A 16,706-nucleotide genomic window follows, 5' to 3' on the forward strand; every position below is an offset into this window, starting at 1 on the left:
GGCGGTATGATCCAATCCCCACCAAGCCTTCACGGAAGATAGCACACCACGCTTGCTCGGCTGGCAAACGTGACAGTTCTGTCCCTTGTCGGGTACAGCCCCAGCCTGTGTGTACAGAGAATACACGGCAGACTTCGGCAGCTTTTCCTTCTTCTGGAGTCATCAATCTTCTCTGGATCTCGTACAGAATAATATAAAAGCCGCGACCTCTATCCTCATCGTGTCTGATGAGGATAATTGCTATGAGATTATGTTATGGTTCAAGTATATGGGTTTTTCCTTTAAAATCAAGTGTGATTTTGTGGCAGTGAGGTCCGGGACATCGCGACGGTCTATTATTTTTGGTTTATCGAAGCTGGAGAAGGGTACGAAGGAAAAGAGGGCCATGCTCTGACAGTATGAAGATTATGGTGTGGATATGACAGCTAATGGGATCGCAGGCTGCAAAAAAATGTGTAACAGATGCTACAAAAACCATCTAGTCATCTGAGTCTTTATTCATGGTAAAATAGTACCATAATTAGGAATGTTAGATGTCTTCCCTTCAAAGACACTGCATAGCTCGAACGCAAATAAAGGAAAGAGGTGAGCCGTTTTCATGAAGCGGAGTCTGCATCGACTGTTTTTGATGTGCCTCGCATTTCTGATCTGCTTTACCGGTTTTTCGCTGGAATGGACAAGCAGTCCTGCTATGGCTGCGTCGGCGGTAAATCGCACGAACGATCCGTTAAACGGGGATTGGTCCAAGCCGTATGCCGTAAAGTACGATACGACAGAGGCCGATCTGATGGTCCGGGTCGGGGATATCGACAATCTGGGCGGAGGCTGGCCGAACGGCTACGATCCATTTTCGGGAAAAAGCACAGGGGCCCCATATCCGAAAGTAACTCACCAGCCGACCGATCCGGCAGGAACGGACCAGCTGATGGTGATCAGCTCCTTTCAATATCCGGATTTGCGGAACCCCAAAAATGATGCCAATGATCATGTGGCGGACGGCTATACCCGAAACAATTACAGCAAGACAGCCAATCCGGTCGTTCCCATCAAGGTAACCTTTGACACGAAAAACACCCCGATCGAAGGGGCCATTCTCCAGATGTTCATCAATGACTATCAGCCGCGGAAGTATCCGGGGCGGGTCAAATATACAGCCGAGCTGAACGGCGTCCGGGCGCCGTTTCTGGAGAACGTTATCAACTCGCTCAACCAGCATGGGCCGATCGGAAAGCTGATCAGCGTCCAAATTCCGGATGAATACCTGCCGCTCTTGAAGGACGGAAGCCTGACCATCCTTCTCGATGACAAGACGACGCGAAATCCGTACGGAGACGGCGCAGCCATCGATTTTGTCAAGCTGCTGATCAATCTCGGAGAGTACAAGCACACCGGTACGATCAAAGGCAAGGTTACGGATTCGGGCTCGCCTCCCAAGCCGCTCGCGGGTGCTGTCGTATCTGCCGGGGGAATTGTTTCGGCAGTGACGAATGCGAAAGGCGAGTACATCCTCCAGGATGTCCCCGCAGGTCTGGTCTCTGTGGAAGCGGCCAAGGACGGGTACATCCCGCAGCTCAAGCTGATTGAAAACTTTGAGGCAGGAGACACCGCTATACTGGACTTTCAGCTCGCCCCGCAGCCAAGCGACAACGCCTACCTGCAAAATCTGACGGTAAAAGGGGAGACACTGGTCCCGCTTGAGCCCGGCTTTGACAGGTCGCAAGGCAGCTATGACGTTCATTTGAACAGCCATGTCCAAACTGTTGCGATCACCCCCACGCTCGAAGACAGCAGGGCGAGCATGACCGTAAACGGAGAGGGTCATCAGAGCGGCACCCCCAAGGTGATCCCGGTCAAGCCGGGTGCGACCAAGGTCACGATCGTCGTCACGGCGCAGGACGGAAAGACGAAACGCACATACGAGGTGACGGTCCATACGCCGCTCACATCGGTGGACCTCGCCCGTTCCCTGTCCGAATCGGCGATCAAGCTGGGGGAAACGAGTGTAATCCGCTACACGGTCACGCCCAAGTCCTTTTCGGCTGAAGGATTGGCCGACAAACCCGCCGGCAGAGCAACGGGGATTCGTCCGTTCTTTTTGCTGAATCAGCCGTTTGTCTACGGAAAAGTCTATGACATCGGTTATGAACTGGACAAAGTGAAGGTGAACGGAAAGGGGAATTCGAACAACGGCGGACTTGCTTTGGGTGGAAGAGGAAAAAGCCATTTTCTCAGTGTGATGAGATCGGGCTATAGCGGCGAAGTGTCTGTCAACCAACAGCTCACTGCGGAACCGAGCGCAAAGCAGGATGACATTTTGGACACGCTGAAAGATTTGATCCGCTCGGGAGTCAAGGAAATCACCATTCCCCTGGTAGACGAAAGCCAGCTCGCCGATATGCTGAAGGGCCGCGATTCGGTCACGGTCAACGCCTTTGCCACTTTTGGGTTGTCTGTAGTCAACAACAGGGTAATCGCTAATTTTGCGGGCTATGGTCCGTTGCCGGAGACATTCGCCGTCACGGACGTTACGCTGACCGAGCCGTTCCCTGCGGAGGTGCCAATCGAGAGCATCGATAAGTCGTGGAGCAAGCGAAGCGACAATGGGACGCTGACGCTGAAGCTTCCGGACATCACCTACGAGCGCAAAGGGGATGTGTATCAGGCTGCGCCCGTTTCGTTTGGCATAACCGTGAAGCCGACCAGGACCGGCACGTACCTGCTGTCCGACTCGCAGCTGACGTACCGGGAAGGAAACGCGGTCAACAGCCGTTTCTTCAACAATTTGACACTGCAGGTGGATACGAATATTCCGCCAGTGACAGGACTGAAGGTCACCCCGGAAAAAGCCTCGATCCTCGTAGGGGAGACGGTCGGCTTGAAGGCCAGAATTACGCCTGACAACGCCGATCAAAGCGTGATCTGGACGTCTGCTGACAGCAAGGTCGCTACAGTCTCCTCCAACGGCATCGTCACGGGGGTGAAGCCAGGGCGTGCGGTCATTACCGCCAGAACACCGGACGGCAAATTCTCCTCCTCAAGTGAGATTACGGTAACGAGCAAGCCAGTCCTCGACCTTGCTGCGAACAATGGCTGGGATGCGATGTATCCGGAAAAAGCGGTTGTAACGGCGGAAGTCATCGATTTTCCAGAGTCGTTCCCGATGAAGCTGACAGTCAAGGTTGGCGGTGCTGAGCTCCCCGCCTCAGCGCTGTATGAAGCAAAGCCGTCTTCTTTGGGAGATGGGCGACAAAAGGTCACCTATACATTTGAAGTGGAAGCGGCTCGCAAGAAAAGCGGCGAGGAAATCGGCGAAGTGCTGAGAGTGGGGCCGACGCCTGTCCAGGCAGAGGCGAAAAACGCCAGCGGCAAATCGGCCGATCCTGTGAGCAATACCTTGCTGCTGAATCCCGTAACGGCATTTGCAGCGACACTGGAGCGAGAGGGTTCGCCATTGAATCAAAAGGGCAGCTTGAAGGCAGAGCCGACAACGCTGGTCATGGAAGACGTGAAGTTTTTCTGGATGCCCGGTGTCGACCTTTCGGAGGTGGGCGCATCCTCCCCGTGGGTTCCTTTTAATCTGGGCAACAAGGCGACCGGCATTCCCTTGAATCCCTCCGGTCCGACCACGCTTGTCGTCGGGATGTTTCAGGACTTTAACCGCGATGGAAACTATGCCCAACCGGATGGGACACCGGATGAAAATGAAATTGTCGTTCGCGAGGTGTCATTGGGACAACCTATCGTTCCGCCTGATTTTGAACTGAGCCAGGGCTTGACGCTGCCGGACAGCGCAAAAGTCATTGTCACCCCTGTCATGGATACCGTTGACGAGCATACGCAATGGTTTTACAGAGTAGGGACGGGCGAGTGGCAGTCTTTCCCGGTGGCTTTCGACAAGAACGACAAGGGGAAGGCAAGAGGAGAGTTTTTGGTCGATTACGTAAAAGTGAACGGCAAATACGTGGATACGCCGGTTGCTGTAAAGGCGGTAAATCCGCTGAATGGCGACATCCATTTGGGGATTCCCACCGTAAAAACGGCGATCATAGAAGTGCCCAAACCGGGAAGCGGCGGCGGTGGGGGTGACCCGGATTATGATGATTTGCCCAACCTTTACGTTAGAGTGAACAACGGTACAGCAGCTTTGGAAAACAGGGCTGTTCAAGTGGAGATCGGGTATTCGTTCCGAGCAGAGAAGGATCTGGAGCTGGCTGCAGCGAGATATGCGATTGGCGATTCCGATGGGGATGCGGACTTGCTGAGAGAAATCGTTGCGGGTAAAGGAACCAGTATTCTGAACGGGAAGCAAAACAAAATCGTCAAAAACCTGAAGACAAGCTCCGGTCAAAGTCAAACGTATCAGATCGCGATCTTTGTGAAGGTGAATATTTATCACTCTTTAACAGGCGAGCTATTGGAGAGCAGGCCGTATCAGAAGATCGAAACGGTCACCGTCAAAGCGAAAAACAACTTGAACTAGCAAAAAGAACCTGGAGCTGTGAAAGGCTTCAGGTTCTTTTTGGCTTGATAGGGTCGTTTCTATTTTTGGCCCGTACGGGGAGGGGCGAGACGAGGGGGAAGGCCGAAAAAGCCGAGCATCCCCGGACTCGCTCAGGATATCACTGAACGTTTACGGAACGAGCTCCACCTCGTCGGGGTGGGGACTGTACTGAAGATCGTACAGATCGACGAAGAACTCCTCGGCAACAGGCAGGCCGGGGGTCTCCTGCTCGAAAATCCTGCGGTTGAACTGAATGGCCAGACGGGAGGCGAGACGGTCGTCCTCGTTTCGTTTGGTGTTCAGCTCGATGTAGGAGGACGGGCCGCCAGTCGCAATGCCGCCCTGGATGCGGTTAAAGGAGGCAACCGAGTAGATTTCCATCGACTTTTCCGAATAGAGAAAGGCCGAGATGGGCGGAAGCGATTTCCACGCATCGACGCTGCTCGTATGATCGGTCTCCTCGGTGTAACGGGAGGTCAGGCTGATCTTGCCGGTTGCGACGATCGCCAGATTCTTGTCGTCCAGGTTGGTAATCTCCCGGATCAGCACATCGCCATCGACAAAAATGGTGCCGTTGATGCGGATGTCACCGACGATGTCCAGATTTCCTTTGATATAGATCGTTCCCTCAAAGGTGAAGGGCTCTCCGCTGTTTCTCTCGGAGGCGTCCGCATCCGGGATGAAGGAGCCCAGTCTGCCCATTTCAACCGTAGCCAAAGAATCCTCGTCCGAAGAGGCAGGTGCGATATACAGCTTGCGCACAGATCCCCCGGCCAATTCATCCCCGGTCAAGCGGGCGGTCAGGGATACGGCGGAGGAGCCGTCCAAGCCTTCCTTGCTGTCTTCGGCCAGAATCGCGATGGATTCGCTTCCGGTAGGAATGTCGATGAGGCGAAACCCTTCATTCAGATACGCGTAGTCCCCGCTGTGCTCTTCCAATTGAACGGACTCGTCTGCTGCTACTCTTTCTTCGTGCGAGCTTGCTTTTCCCTCACGTATCATTTGAGAGATGTATTGTTTCGTCGACTCTCCTCCAGGGAAGGACAGAGACCTGGCCGAATCGATTGTATTTTGCACGACGGGCGGCTCATAGCCGGGCTCGTACGGCCTGTCCGATGGCGCGGAGAGAAGCGTCTCTTTGCTGTCTTTGGGCAGCGTCTTGGGAGAAAAAAGCGACGCCAGGCTTTGCCGGTCAGAGATGAGTGCCTGGTCGGCTTCGTCTGCGAGCGTTGCAGCGGAAGGAGCCTCCTCCTCCAGTCTTTCAAGCTGATACAGTCCGCTTACAAGTCCGCCGGAACGATTCGCATTCTGTGAAAGCGACAGTACGCCTTCCAGATATGGGAGGTTCTTTTCAAAAGAGCCTGATGTCCACTCGGCGCCTTGCCCATCGGGGGTCTCCTCGCTGTACCGGTAGTGTGTCGCAGTGACCACATGGTGAGCCGTCACATTGCCGATGATGTTGGAGCCGCCGAACAGGCGCAGCTCTCCGGGAGTGCTGACTGCATAATGAAACGGTGCGGCGATCGTGTTTATGTACACGGTAGAATCCAGGCGAACCCGGCTTTTCACTACGGACAGGTCTTCGCTTCCGCGAGCCGGAATGCCGATCACGGAGACCTTCAGCTTCAGCACGTATGGCTGTCCGGGATCTTTCTGCAAACGGATTTCGTCCAGAATGCGGTAACCGATGGCGAAGCCTTGGGCTGTCCCGTCCGGCAGGGGAGGGAGCATGGTTTGCTTGTAAGGGCCCTTCTCCCAGTCGGTGTCGTTCATTTCAGCGGCGATATTGCTTAGGACGTTCTTGATTTTTTCCTGGCCGCTCCCATCTTCCAGCGCTTGTGCAAGTTCCTCATCGTCAAAGGAAAGGTTTTGCTCGGCGTATTTTTGAAAGTAGGCCAGGCCCATGTCAGCCAGCATTTTCCCTTGAATCTCGTCTTCGGAGAATACGTGCTGCCGGGAGCTTTGCGCGACGTAGCTGAGGATGGACAGCCCGAGCACCGTAAACAGCACGACGATAAACAGGACGATCAAGAGCGCGCTTCCGCGTTCGTTGTTGAGGCGGTTCATCTACTCACTCCTCTGCAGATTGGAGACGGCGAATTCCGTTTTGACCAGGCGAATGTAGCTGTTGACTTTGCCGGATGCTTCTGTTCGCTCCAGCTCGGCCCTGACCTCCTCCAGATTTGGAAACCTCATCTGCTGCCCGTCGCGGTCGACAACCCTTTCTCCGTACGGTGCGACCACCAGATAGAGAGACAAGGTCTTGTTGTCCGCCGAGGTCGAAAAGAGTCCGCGGACGAGATAACCCGGTTCAAAGCGAAATGACTTGACCAGCCCGTCTGAAGGATCAGAGGGAGTAAAGCGGTAGACATTTCGTTTTACAAAGGATTGCGTGCTGCCGGACTCGGCATCGGAAGAGTCTTGATCGGAAGGGACATAGACAGTCGAGCTGGTGAAAACGACAAGGCCAGTAGAGAACTGGGGCGATACGCCGATTTCTCGGGTGCCTTCTTCCGCGTCTATTGCTCCGTTACTCCCCGCTCCCGCTCCTCCCTGTTCGGCCAAAAGCAGCTCGCCGGCCTTTTTGCTCTGCATGATCTGGCGCAAAGTGTCCATTTCCTCGTTTTCGGAATCGAGTGAACCGCCGTCTTTTTCCAGTTCAAAATAAGTCGCTCCCTGCACAGTCCGCATCACTTCACCGATGGCAAAGTCAGCGACATTGCGCAGGTCGGTCTGTTCCCGCGTCTGGTTGAAGACCTGGACGCCTGAGACGTAGACAGAGGTTAACGGGATCAGGATGATCAGAAAGATGAACAGGGAGGCGAGCGTTTCCAGCAGCGTCATCCCCGATTGATCACGCAGGAGGCGAGAGATTCGAGTCCTCAGCTTCATGGCGTTGTTCCTCCTGTCCGGGGATCGGCGACGGCGGTCTGCAGCATGGCAAGCTGCTGTCCCTCGGGAGAAGTGACGCGAACTGTGATGAGGATCATCGTTTGATCGTCAAGCCTGTATCCGCCGTTGTGCTTGTCCAGAAAAGAAAGAGAGAGCTTTGGCTGATAGATTCGTTCGTTTACCTCCACATCGGGAAAGGAAATCTCCCTGTTTTTCAGGTGGTCGGTTAATGCCGCAAGCTTTGGATAAGTAAGCTTGTCGGAGGCATAGTCTCGGAGGGAATCATCCGGGAGCGCTGCAGTCTTCAAGTCTCCGTTCCCTGATCGCCAGCTTTCTGCCAGCTGCCTTGCCAGATTCATCGCAACCAGCTTGCTGTCCTCTTTTCCGGAAAGCTCCAGACCGCGCACGAGAAAATTGCTCAGCAATAGGAAAGCGATGGAGAGTATGACAATGGAAGCGAGCACTTCGATCAGCGTCATCCCGTTTTCATTTCTGCTTTGTTCCCACACGATCGCAATTCCTCCTTTCTTACTAATTCTCGTATTTCATGATAATCGGTTGAAAGCGTATTCCAATATGGATAAAAGGTGACATTTCGAGGGAGGGAGAATATTTTTCGACAAAATTTTAGAGGAGATGCATGAAACCTGTCGAAATTAAGTTATTGCATAAAAATGGATGCAACCAAAGAACTATGCTAATCTACTACTAATGTACTATGATCTACGCCTTTTGGCTATAAAACAGGTGATCCTATGCTTCTATCAGGTTTAAGCGGCTATTACATTGTGTACCTGCTTCTAACCCTTCTGTTGTACCTGCTGCTCCGTCGCCGCCTCTTTTCTCGTAAACGGCTGTCCGTGATGACAGCTTCCGGGGGTGCCTTCCTGCTCGGAGCGCTCCTGCCATTTTCCCTGTCTCTTTTCGGGAGGTTGGAAACGGCTGTTGCAACCATCCTGATCACGCTGCTCCTTTCCTATTTCATTGCGAGAGACTTTGCCAAAAATGACTTTACGGAAAACACCGGGATTCTCGCTGCTCAAGTATTTGCCGATACTGCTGCTCAGCAGGGGCTGCCTGGTGGCGGAAACGCTGCTGCTTCCAAAGATTTGACTGCTCCTGATCAGCGTGGAGAGCGGCTTTACTGGTATGAGCAGGGACAGAGCATAGCGTTCCAGGAGATTGCGGCTGCCATGGAGCAGGAAGCGGACGGCGTCGAGGCTGGGCGGTGGACCGAATCGGAGACTGCATTAGAGCCTGAATCAGAGCTTAAACCGTGGCCTGAACCGGAACGTAAACCGGCAGATGAATCTGAATGGGCCGAAAAACAGGAAAGCCCCGCTGAAGCGTTCCCGTACTACCACGCTGCTGATCCAGCTTTTGCGGAGTTTGGCAGCTTCGAAGACACGGGAATAGATACGAGAAGACAATCCGGTTTGAAAACGGATGATGCAGCGGATGAAACGAAAGCGGATTGCTTATCACCCTTGCCGTTCTTTGAGTTTGAGGAGGAGGACACGGGAAGCGGAAAGATAGAGAGGATAGCGAAGGCAGAGAAGATAGAGAAGATCGAGAAGATAGAAATGGCAGAGATAAAAGCAGGTTCTGAAATGACGGCAGAATCGGCGGAGCAGGACTTGGACGATTTCGGGTGGAGATTTTCGGATGAGCCGATAAACGCTGATTTCTTTTCGCAGGACGCAGATTCACCCGGAACGGAGCCGGGGGAGCCGCCGACGTCCCCTGATGGACAACGTTTTTGGGAGGAGCTCTCCCTGGTCGGGTCTTTGCATGATGAATCCGGCAGGCTGTTGAGCCGGTTCGAGGAAGAACTGGACCGTGTGGATGATCCTTCTTTGACAGGTGCCGGAACATTGACAGGCACTGGAACATCGCCGGGCCATGCCTCGGGAGCAAAGCATGAGCAGGACACATCAAATCGGAAGTGAGCGGGATCGTGTTGGAAAAAAAACAGTACAAGTTGTTTGGCGGGGCCTTTGCGCTCCTGCTTATCCAATCATGTGTGTTCGGGGCGGTCTCCCTGCTCGCCTCCGGCTTGTGGGACCAACCGGATTCGGAGGCGGGCGGGAGGCTGTCCGATGTACAGGTAGCCGGCCTTTCGCTAGCCGGGCTGACGATAGAAGAAGCGCGGGCCAGCGTGAAACGAAAGGTTGAGGACCTCTCCGGAATGCCCGCCGTGCTTACCCTCGAAGATCGCACCTATTTACTTGACAAGGAAAAGCTGGGATTGCGTTTCGAGGCAGAAGAGACGATCCGGCAAGCCGTTGAGCGCTCTCGCGATTCTGCGGGATTGACAGGATGGTTTCAGCGGCTGGCAGGGAAACAAGCGGACGGCACAGTACCGCTGGCCGTTCACTACGACCGCTCCGAGCTGGTTCGGCAGGTGGAGCGCATCGCCGGCGAAATTGACCGGAAAGCGGTCGCGGCTACACTCCGAATCGAAAACAATAAAGCAGTCGTGATACTGGATCAGGCTGGTTATCAGGTCGATGTGGAAGAGACTGTTTCGGCTGTCGAAACAGAGTTTCGCACCCTGCGCTACGGTCTGCGCATACCGATCAAGGCGAAAAAGGACGAGCCGGCAATCACACGAAAGGATCTGGAGAAAAGCGTGGATTTGCTGGGCGAGTGGAACGGGACGATTGGCACGGAGGGGCCTTCTCGCCTGGTGAACGTGAAAAGGGCTGCCGAACTGCTCAATGGCACCATCCTGATGCCGGACCAGGTGTTTTCCTTCAATGAAGCTGCCGGGCCGTTTACGACAGCAAAAGGCTACCAGCTTATAGATGAACGGCAGGCAATACCCGACGGCCTTGGCGGAAGCGCCGTACAGGTAGCCTCTGCGTTGTACGAAACGGCGCTCACCAGCTCTCTGAGCGTGGTGGAGCGGCACAGCGCGAAACGCCCGGTCGATTTTCAAAGGATCGGACTGGAAGCATTCGTAAACGGACGGGATATGGATTTGCGCTTGGCCAATCGAATGAAGACGCCGGTCTATATCCATGCAGCGGTTGAGCAGGGCCGTCTACGGGTCGCTCTCTACGGAAGCGGTCAGTCATTGGAGAAGGGCAAGCCGCAGCTCATGGCGGAAACGACCGAAACCTTTAGCCCCGGTACGATCGTTCGGGTAGACCGCGATATGAAACCGAATCAGGAGCGGATCGTGCGCGTCGGAGAAAAAGGGCTGCGGGCAAAGGTGTTCCTCTACGATCCGGGTTCGAATAAAAAGGTGCTCGTCTCGGACAACCTGTATCAGCCTGTCCCGAACGTGATCGCTGTCGGTCCGAGAGAAGTGGGAGCGGTCGGAACGAAAAGCCGGGAGGACGACTGGCCGACAGAAGCGGAAGCGGAGCCATGGGTCGGCAGCGAAGCGGAAGAGGAATTGCCGCCGGAAATCATCTACGGAAGCGTGAAGCCATACGGGGATAGCTACGCGCCTGCCGATACAGGCAGCAGCGCAAGACCTCCCGATATAGCCCCTTTGCCGGAAAACGCAGGGGCTGCCGTTCCTCAAGGCTCAGCTTCGGTTGGTGCGGGAGCAGCGGTAAAGGTCGAGAAAAACAACGGCGTCATTATTTTGCATGACGCGCCTGAGAGGTGACGGGCATGGGTAGGAAACGGCTGGGGGACATCCTCGTCGAAAGCGGCCTGATCAGCGAAGAGCAGCTACAGGAGGCGCTGGTCGAGCAGAAAAAGTCGAAGCTGAAGCTGGGGGATCATTTGCTGCAGCAGGGCTACATTACGGAGCAGCAGCTGATCGAGATTTTGGAATTCCAGTTGGGAATCCCTCACGTCAGCCTGTATCGCGTCAAGATAGACCCGTCCTTGTCCAGCATCGTTTCGGAAGAGGTGGCGAAACGATATTCTCTCATTCCGTTGAAAAAAGAGGGAAACAAGCTGACCGTGGCGATGATCGATCCGCTCGACTACTTTGCGATCGATGAGCTGCGGCTCAGCACAGGCTTTGTCATCGAGCCGGTCATTGCTACCCGGGACGAGGTCCAGCGGGCGATTTCCCGGATGTACAGCATGCAGGGCTCGGTGAAGGAGCTGATGGAAAAGATCGAGGCGGACGAGATTGAAGAATCTCGCATCGTCGATGAAGATTCCCCGATCGTTCGCCTGGTCAACCAGATGTTTGAACAGGCAGTCCAACTGCGTGCCAGCGACATCCATATCGATCCGCAGGAGGACGGGGTCCGCATCCGCTATCGGGTAGACGGCGTCTTGCGGACCGAGCGCGTGCTGCCGCGCCACATGATCGGCATTTTGACAGCGCGGATCAAAATCATGTCCAACCTCAACATCGCGGAGCGGCGCACTCCCCAGGACGGCCGGATTCAGATGCATGTGGACTACAAGGAGATCGACGTTCGGGTATCGACACTTCCGACCATTTACGGCGAGAAAATCGTCATGCGCCTCCTGGATGTGTCCAATGCCTTGATCGAAATAGACAAGCTGGGCTTGACCAATCGAAATCTCTCCTATTTCCGGAATTTGATCAACCGGCCAAACGGCATCATGCTGGTGACGGGACCGACGGGAAGCGGGAAGACGACCACGCTGTACGCGGCACTCAACCACCTCAACCAGGAGGATGTCAATATCATTACGGTGGAAGACCCGGTCGAGTATCAGTTGGACGGAATCAATCAAGTGCACGTAAACGACGGAATCGGCATGAGCTTCGCATCCGTGCTGCGCTCCATCCTGCGTCAGGACCCGGATATTATCATGGTCGGGGAGATTCGCGACAAAGATACGGCCGAGATCGCGATCCGGGCAGCATTGACAGGGCATCAGGTGCTAAGCACGCTGCATACCAACGACGCCGTGAGCAGCGTTACGCGCTTGCTGGATATGGGCATTCCTCCGTTTTTGCTGGCTTCTTCGCTCAACGGAGTCGTAGCCCAGCGGCTCGTCCGGCGTATCTGCAAGGAATGCAAAAAAGAGATGCCGGCCACCGAGCAGGAAAAAGCGATCTTTTCCCAGCGCGGACTGCGCATTGAGACGATTTGGCGCGGCGTGGGATGCGGCAGTTGCAGCATGACAGGGTATCGCGGCAGGCTGGCGGTCCACGAAAGCTTCGTCATGGACGATGCGTTTCGGCAGATGATTATTCAGCGTCTCCCCGCTGTCGAATACAAGCGACACGCCGTAAAAAACGGGATGGTGCTGATGTTTGACGATGCCCTGTTGAAGGTGAGACAGGGATTGACTACCCTGGAAGAAATCTACCGGATCGCACTGCCGGAATAGTGGCCGGATCAATGCCAAGGAGGGTAAGAACGGATGGCTGGCGTCGAAATCAAAAAGCTGCTCAGATACGCTTTTGAAAAAAAGGCATCGGACCTGCATGTGACAGTAGGCACCTCTCCCGTATTCCGAATTGACGGGGAACTGCGCCGGCTCGACATTTCTCCGCTTGCGCCAAGCGACACCGAGGAAATGGCCAAGGAGCTGATCCCGCAGCATTTGTATCCGTCCTTTCTGGAAAAGGGAGAATTGGATTTCTCCTACGGACTGCCGGGCATCTCGCGTTTCCGCGTCAATGCGTACCACCAGCGCGGGTGCATCGGGCTTGTCGCCCGGGTCATTCCGACAGGCATCCCGTCACTGGAAGAGCTGGGACTGCCGGAGGTAATCCGGAAGCTTTGCCACAAGCCCCAAGGGTTACTGCTCGTTACAGGGCCGACGGGAAGCGGCAAGTCGACTACATTGGCGGCGATGATCGACTACATGAACAGGACGATGAGAAAGCATATCGTTACGCTGGAAGACCCGATCGAGTATTTGCACAAGCATCAGCTCTCCATGGTCAATCAGCGGGAGATCGGCTTTGATACCAAAGATTTTGCCAGCGGACTGCGGGCTTCGCTGCGGCAGGACCCTGACGTCATATTGGTCGGCGAGATGCGGGATCTGGAGACGATCTCGACAGCAGTCACAGCGGCGGAGACGGGACATTTGGTGCTCGCGACGCTGCATACAACCGATGCGCCCAAGACCATCGACCGGATTATCGATGTCTTTCCGGGCGACAAGCAATCCCAGATTCGGATGCAGTTGTCTTCCGTTCTGGTCGGGATCGTCTCGCAGCGCCTGTTTCCGAAGGTCGGGGGCGGCCGGGCAGTCGCCACTGAGATTCTCGTTCATACACATGCTGTCGCCAACCTGATACGCAGCGAGAAGAATCATCAAATCAAAAGCTTGATGCAGACGGGACGCGAACTGGGAATGCACATGATGGAAAGCTCCGTCAAAGAGCTAGTGGACAAGGGACAGATTACTCCCGAAGCCGCGCAACACTATTTGAATGAAAGGGCGCTAGAGTAGATGCCGACGTTTATTTACGAAGCGAAGGACCGCACAGGCAGGCGCAAGCGCGGGAAGATCGAGGCTGCCGCCAAGCCAGTCGCCATCGTTGAGCTGAAGCGTCAAGGGCTGGCCCCGCTTTCGATTGAACAGGAAGCGAAAGGCTTCCTGCAGCGCGAAATCCATTTCGGCAAGCCGGTGAAGTCGCAGGAGTTCGTCGTATTTCTGCGCCAGCTTGCCACCCTGATCAGGGCGGGGATCGGGATTGTCGATTCCGTCCATATTCTTGCCCAGCAAAGCGAGAGTAAAGTCTTGCGCAAGATACTGGAGGAGGTAGAAGCGGAGATTCGCAAGGGCGGACAGCTGTCTGAGGCGTTCGGCAAGCATCCGAAGGTCTTTGAAGCAATGTTTCTCAGCATGATTCGGGCCGGGGAAGCGTCGGGAAGTCTGGAAATCGTCCTGGACAGGCTTGCTACCTACTACGAAAAGTCGCACTACACGCGGGAAAAAATCAAGTCGGCGATGATGTACCCGATCACGGTCGGGATTTTGTCTATTGCCGTAACGATGTACCTTTTGATCAACATCGTGCCTACCTTTGTCTCGATGTTCGCCAGCTTTCACGCCGAGCTCCCTGCGATGACACGGATGGTCATGGCAGCTAGTGAAAGTGTAGTTAGTTCTTGGTACCTATATGCTATAGGTATAATTGGCATATATTTTGTATTTCGCATTATTGTCAATACTTCTTATGGACGATATTTTGCGGATTATGCTACACTGAGATTGCCGATATTTGGCAAACTTATGCAGAAAGGCGCACTGGCCCGCATGAGCCGGACGTTGAGTACGCTGTTTTCCAGCTCGGTGCCGATTTTGCAAGCACTCACGATTGTAGAAGATGTCGTTGGCAACAAGATTATCAGTCAAGCCGTGCATGAATCAAAAACCAGCTTGCGCGAGGGCAGGCCGCTATCCGAGCCGCTGAAGCGGGCGTGGGTAATCCCGCCGCTCGTCTCACGCATGATCGCCATCGGAGAAGAGACCGGATCACTGGATCAGATGCTGGAAAAGGTAGCTGATTTCTACGAGGCGGAGGTGGACAGTGCCGTTGACAAAATCAAGTCGCTGATCGAACCATTGATGATCGTCCTGCTTGCGGCGATTGTGGGTACGATTGTACTCGCCATCATGATTCCGATGTTTGAAATTTTTGGTAAAGTACGCTAGGCATGAAGGATATTGTGGGGAGGAACTTATATGTTTACACGTTATTTGAAGGATCAACGAGGCCTTACGCTGGTCGAACTGCTCGCCGTTGTGGTGATTTTGGGGATTATTGCGGCGATTGCGATTCCGTCAGTAGGAAATATCATTGAAAATAGCCGCAAGGATGCGCACATCGCGAATGCGCAAATGTTGGCAAATGCGGCGAGAATGGCAGCTACTGCTGAAGGGAAAGCGACTGGGGATTATACCTTGGAAGAGTTGCAAAAAGAAGGATTTATTAGTGACATTCAGGTTCCAGGGGAAGATAAAACTTACGATGTTAAGAAAAGCGAAGTCACAATTACCGCTAAAGAGGACAATGATACAAAAATTACGAAGCAAGTAATTAAAGTAAAGTTGCAGGAAGGAGATAGGGTTTTTGTAGATGAAGATATTAGTGCCTTGGATCGAGACAAAGTATACCTTGATGGTAAAAAGTAAAAAATCAACTCAAGATTTATAAGAGAGTATATATCTATTGAGAAAACAAACGCTCGCCGAAGAAGCCTGTTTCCTGATGTACGACTTGTCCAGCCTGGCTCAGCAGAGCAGCGAGTCGCAGGAAACAGGAGCGTCACCTCTGAGTGACCCTGCCCCTAAAGCTGTCCGACTTTGACGCTCCTACGCGAATCGCCTCGGCGCGTACAGGCCCCGCTTCTATGCAGGGCGGAACCGGAGGGAGCCTGGAAACAGGCTTCTTCCACTACAGCCACGGCTACGAGCGCTTTTTAAAACACGGGCAACAAAATGAACCAATAAAAACTTCCTACATCCCAATGCGGTGCAGGAAGTTTTTTCCTGAATCAAAGCAAACTATACCCGTTCCACCAACTAGGAGAGAAGCCATGGAGTACCTGATCACGGCCGTCCTGTTTGTATTCGGCCTCGTATTCGGTTCATTTTTCAACGTCGTCGGTCTGCGAGTCCCGCAGGGGGAATCCATTGTCCAACCGCCGTCTCATTGCAAAAGCTGCGACACCAGGCTGCGTCCCCTCGATCTGATCCCTGTTCTTTCCTATTTGCTGAATAGGGGGGCATGCCGCTATTGTCGGACAAAAGTCTCGCTGCTTTATCCAGTCATGGAAGGCATCTGCGGTATCTCATTTGCCCTTGTCTATCTCACCTACGGCTGGAGCGCCGAGATGTTTATGGGTTTGCTGTTTGTCTCGCTGCTCGTCATTGTGAGCGTGGCTGACCTCGCCTATCGGCTTATCCCGGACAAGGTGACTCTGCCTGCGCTGGCTCTGTTTCTCATACTCCGGCTGCTCGTCCACCCGACACAGCCCTACTGGATGCACTTGATCGCCATGGCAGTCGGATTTGGCCTGTTCTTCCTGCTCACCGTACTGTCCCGCGGCGGTGTAGGGGGAGGCGACATCAAGCTGTTTGCCGTAGTGGGTCTGTTTCTGGGCCTGCCTTTGCTGGCGCTTTCCATCTTTTTGTCAGCTCTGTTGGGAACGCTGTTTGGCATCATACTTATGCTCTTTCGAGGGACGGGGAGGAAAACGCAGGTGCCATTTGGACCATTCATCGCTGCCGGGTCACTGCTTGCCTATCTCAAAGGAGATGCGATCATCGGCTGGTATGTGGATGTGTTCTTCTGACAGCAAATGAAATAGCAATTTCCTTTTCCGCTGAGCAGAAGGTTGACCGGGAGGGTGTGTCGAAAAATAAGTGAGTGATAGAAGAAATGTGTCGAAAAATG

11 protein-coding genes and 1 riboswitch are annotated in these 16,706 nt (G+C 54.0%); of the genes, 8 read left to right on the forward strand and 3 right to left on the reverse strand.

Annotated features, from left to right (window positions below):
- Positions 1–31: 31 nt before the first annotated feature.
- Positions 32–220, reverse strand: a riboswitch (Lysine riboswitch).
- A gap of 378 nt (positions 221–598) precedes the next feature.
- Positions 599–4,480 carry a cadherin-like beta sandwich domain-containing protein gene (locus NST96_RS06635; RefSeq protein ID WP_227277856.1) on the forward strand — a complete coding sequence of 1,294 codons (3,882 nt, stop codon included), beginning with the start codon at positions 599–601 and terminating at the stop codon, positions 4,478–4,480.
- Positions 4,481–4,630: 150 nt separating this feature from the next.
- On the opposite strand, the gene NST96_RS06640 is transcribed toward NST96_RS06635, so the two are convergent.
- Genes NST96_RS06640 through NST96_RS06650 form a run of 3 tightly spaced genes read right to left on the reverse strand, consistent with a single transcriptional unit; the run spans position 4,631 to position 7,902 of the window.
- A complete protein-coding gene (locus NST96_RS06640) occupies positions 4,631–6,568 on the reverse strand; it encodes a hypothetical protein (RefSeq protein WP_172920650.1) in 1,938 nt (645 codons plus the stop codon).
- Entirely contained in the window at positions 6,569–7,393 is an 825-nt protein-coding gene (locus tag NST96_RS06645) for a prepilin-type N-terminal cleavage/methylation domain-containing protein (protein ID WP_003392175.1), read from the reverse strand. It lies immediately after the preceding gene.
- Complete coding sequence (locus tag NST96_RS06650; protein WP_039071507.1) at positions 7,390–7,902, reverse strand: type II secretion system protein; 513 nt, start codon at positions 7,900–7,902, stop codon at positions 7,390–7,392. The genes NST96_RS06645 and NST96_RS06650 overlap by 4 nt, the downstream gene beginning before the upstream one ends.
- Positions 7,903–8,148: 246 nt before the next feature.
- Between NST96_RS06650 and NST96_RS06655 the strand changes: the two genes are divergently transcribed.
- From NST96_RS06655 to NST96_RS06685, 7 genes are all read left to right on the forward strand, one after another.
- Entirely contained in the window at positions 8,149–9,342 is a 1,194-nt protein-coding gene (locus NST96_RS06655; protein WP_171506705.1) for a hypothetical protein, read from the forward strand.
- 8 nt (positions 9,343–9,350) lie between these two features.
- Entirely contained in the window at positions 9,351–11,015 is a 1,665-nt protein-coding gene (locus tag NST96_RS06660; RefSeq protein ID WP_342405806.1) for a VanW family protein, read from the forward strand.
- Between the two features lie 5 nt (positions 11,016–11,020).
- Positions 11,021–12,676 (forward strand): ATPase, T2SS/T4P/T4SS family, encoded by a 1,656-nt coding sequence (locus NST96_RS06665; RefSeq protein ID WP_024985513.1) that lies wholly within the window; start codon positions 11,021–11,023, stop codon positions 12,674–12,676.
- A 33-nt stretch (positions 12,677–12,709) separates the two neighbouring features.
- A complete protein-coding gene (locus NST96_RS06670; RefSeq protein WP_122958348.1) occupies positions 12,710–13,753 on the forward strand; it encodes a type IV pilus twitching motility protein PilT in 1,044 nt (347 codons plus the stop codon).
- Positions 13,754–14,962 carry a type II secretion system F family protein gene (locus tag NST96_RS06675; protein WP_122958349.1) on the forward strand — a complete coding sequence of 403 codons (1,209 nt, stop codon included), beginning with the start codon at positions 13,754–13,756 and terminating at the stop codon, positions 14,960–14,962.
- 30 nt (positions 14,963–14,992) lie between these two features.
- Positions 14,993–15,442, forward strand: coding sequence for a prepilin-type N-terminal cleavage/methylation domain-containing protein (locus tag NST96_RS06680; protein WP_024985514.1), 450 nt, complete (start codon positions 14,993–14,995; stop codon positions 15,440–15,442).
- A gap of 404 nt (positions 15,443–15,846) precedes the next feature.
- Positions 15,847–16,605, forward strand: coding sequence for an A24 family peptidase (locus NST96_RS06685; RefSeq protein WP_122958350.1), 759 nt, complete (start codon positions 15,847–15,849; stop codon positions 16,603–16,605).
- Positions 16,606–16,706 lie beyond the last annotated feature (101 nt).

Origin of the sequence: Brevibacillus sp. FSL K6-2834 (assembly GCF_038592925.1) — a bacterium.
Classification (GTDB): Bacteria; Bacillota; Bacilli; order Brevibacillales; family Brevibacillaceae; genus Brevibacillus; species Brevibacillus borstelensis.

Excerpts from the sequence above, each read along its gene's own strand:
- NST96_RS06635 (WP_227277856.1), top strand. The coding sequence starts at position 599 with ATGAAGCGGAGTCTGCATCGACTGTTTTTGATGTGCCTCGCATTTCTG.
- NST96_RS06640 (WP_172920650.1), bottom strand. The coding sequence starts at position 6,568 with ATGAACCGCCTCAACAACGAACGCGGAAGCGCGCTCTTGATCGTCCTG.
- NST96_RS06645 (WP_003392175.1), bottom strand. The coding sequence starts at position 7,393 with ATGAAGCTGAGGACTCGAATCTCTCGCCTCCTGCGTGATCAATCGGGG.
- NST96_RS06655 (WP_171506705.1), top strand. The coding sequence starts at position 8,149 with ATGCTTCTATCAGGTTTAAGCGGCTATTACATTGTGTACCTGCTTCTA.
- NST96_RS06665 (WP_024985513.1), top strand. The coding sequence starts at position 11,021 with ATGGGTAGGAAACGGCTGGGGGACATCCTCGTCGAAAGCGGCCTGATC.
- NST96_RS06670 (WP_122958348.1), top strand. The coding sequence starts at position 12,710 with ATGGCTGGCGTCGAAATCAAAAAGCTGCTCAGATACGCTTTTGAAAAA.
- NST96_RS06675 (WP_122958349.1), top strand. The coding sequence starts at position 13,754 with ATGCCGACGTTTATTTACGAAGCGAAGGACCGCACAGGCAGGCGCAAG.
- NST96_RS06680 (WP_024985514.1), top strand. The coding sequence starts at position 14,993 with ATGTTTACACGTTATTTGAAGGATCAACGAGGCCTTACGCTGGTCGAA.
- NST96_RS06685 (WP_122958350.1), top strand. The coding sequence starts at position 15,847 with ATGGAGTACCTGATCACGGCCGTCCTGTTTGTATTCGGCCTCGTATTC.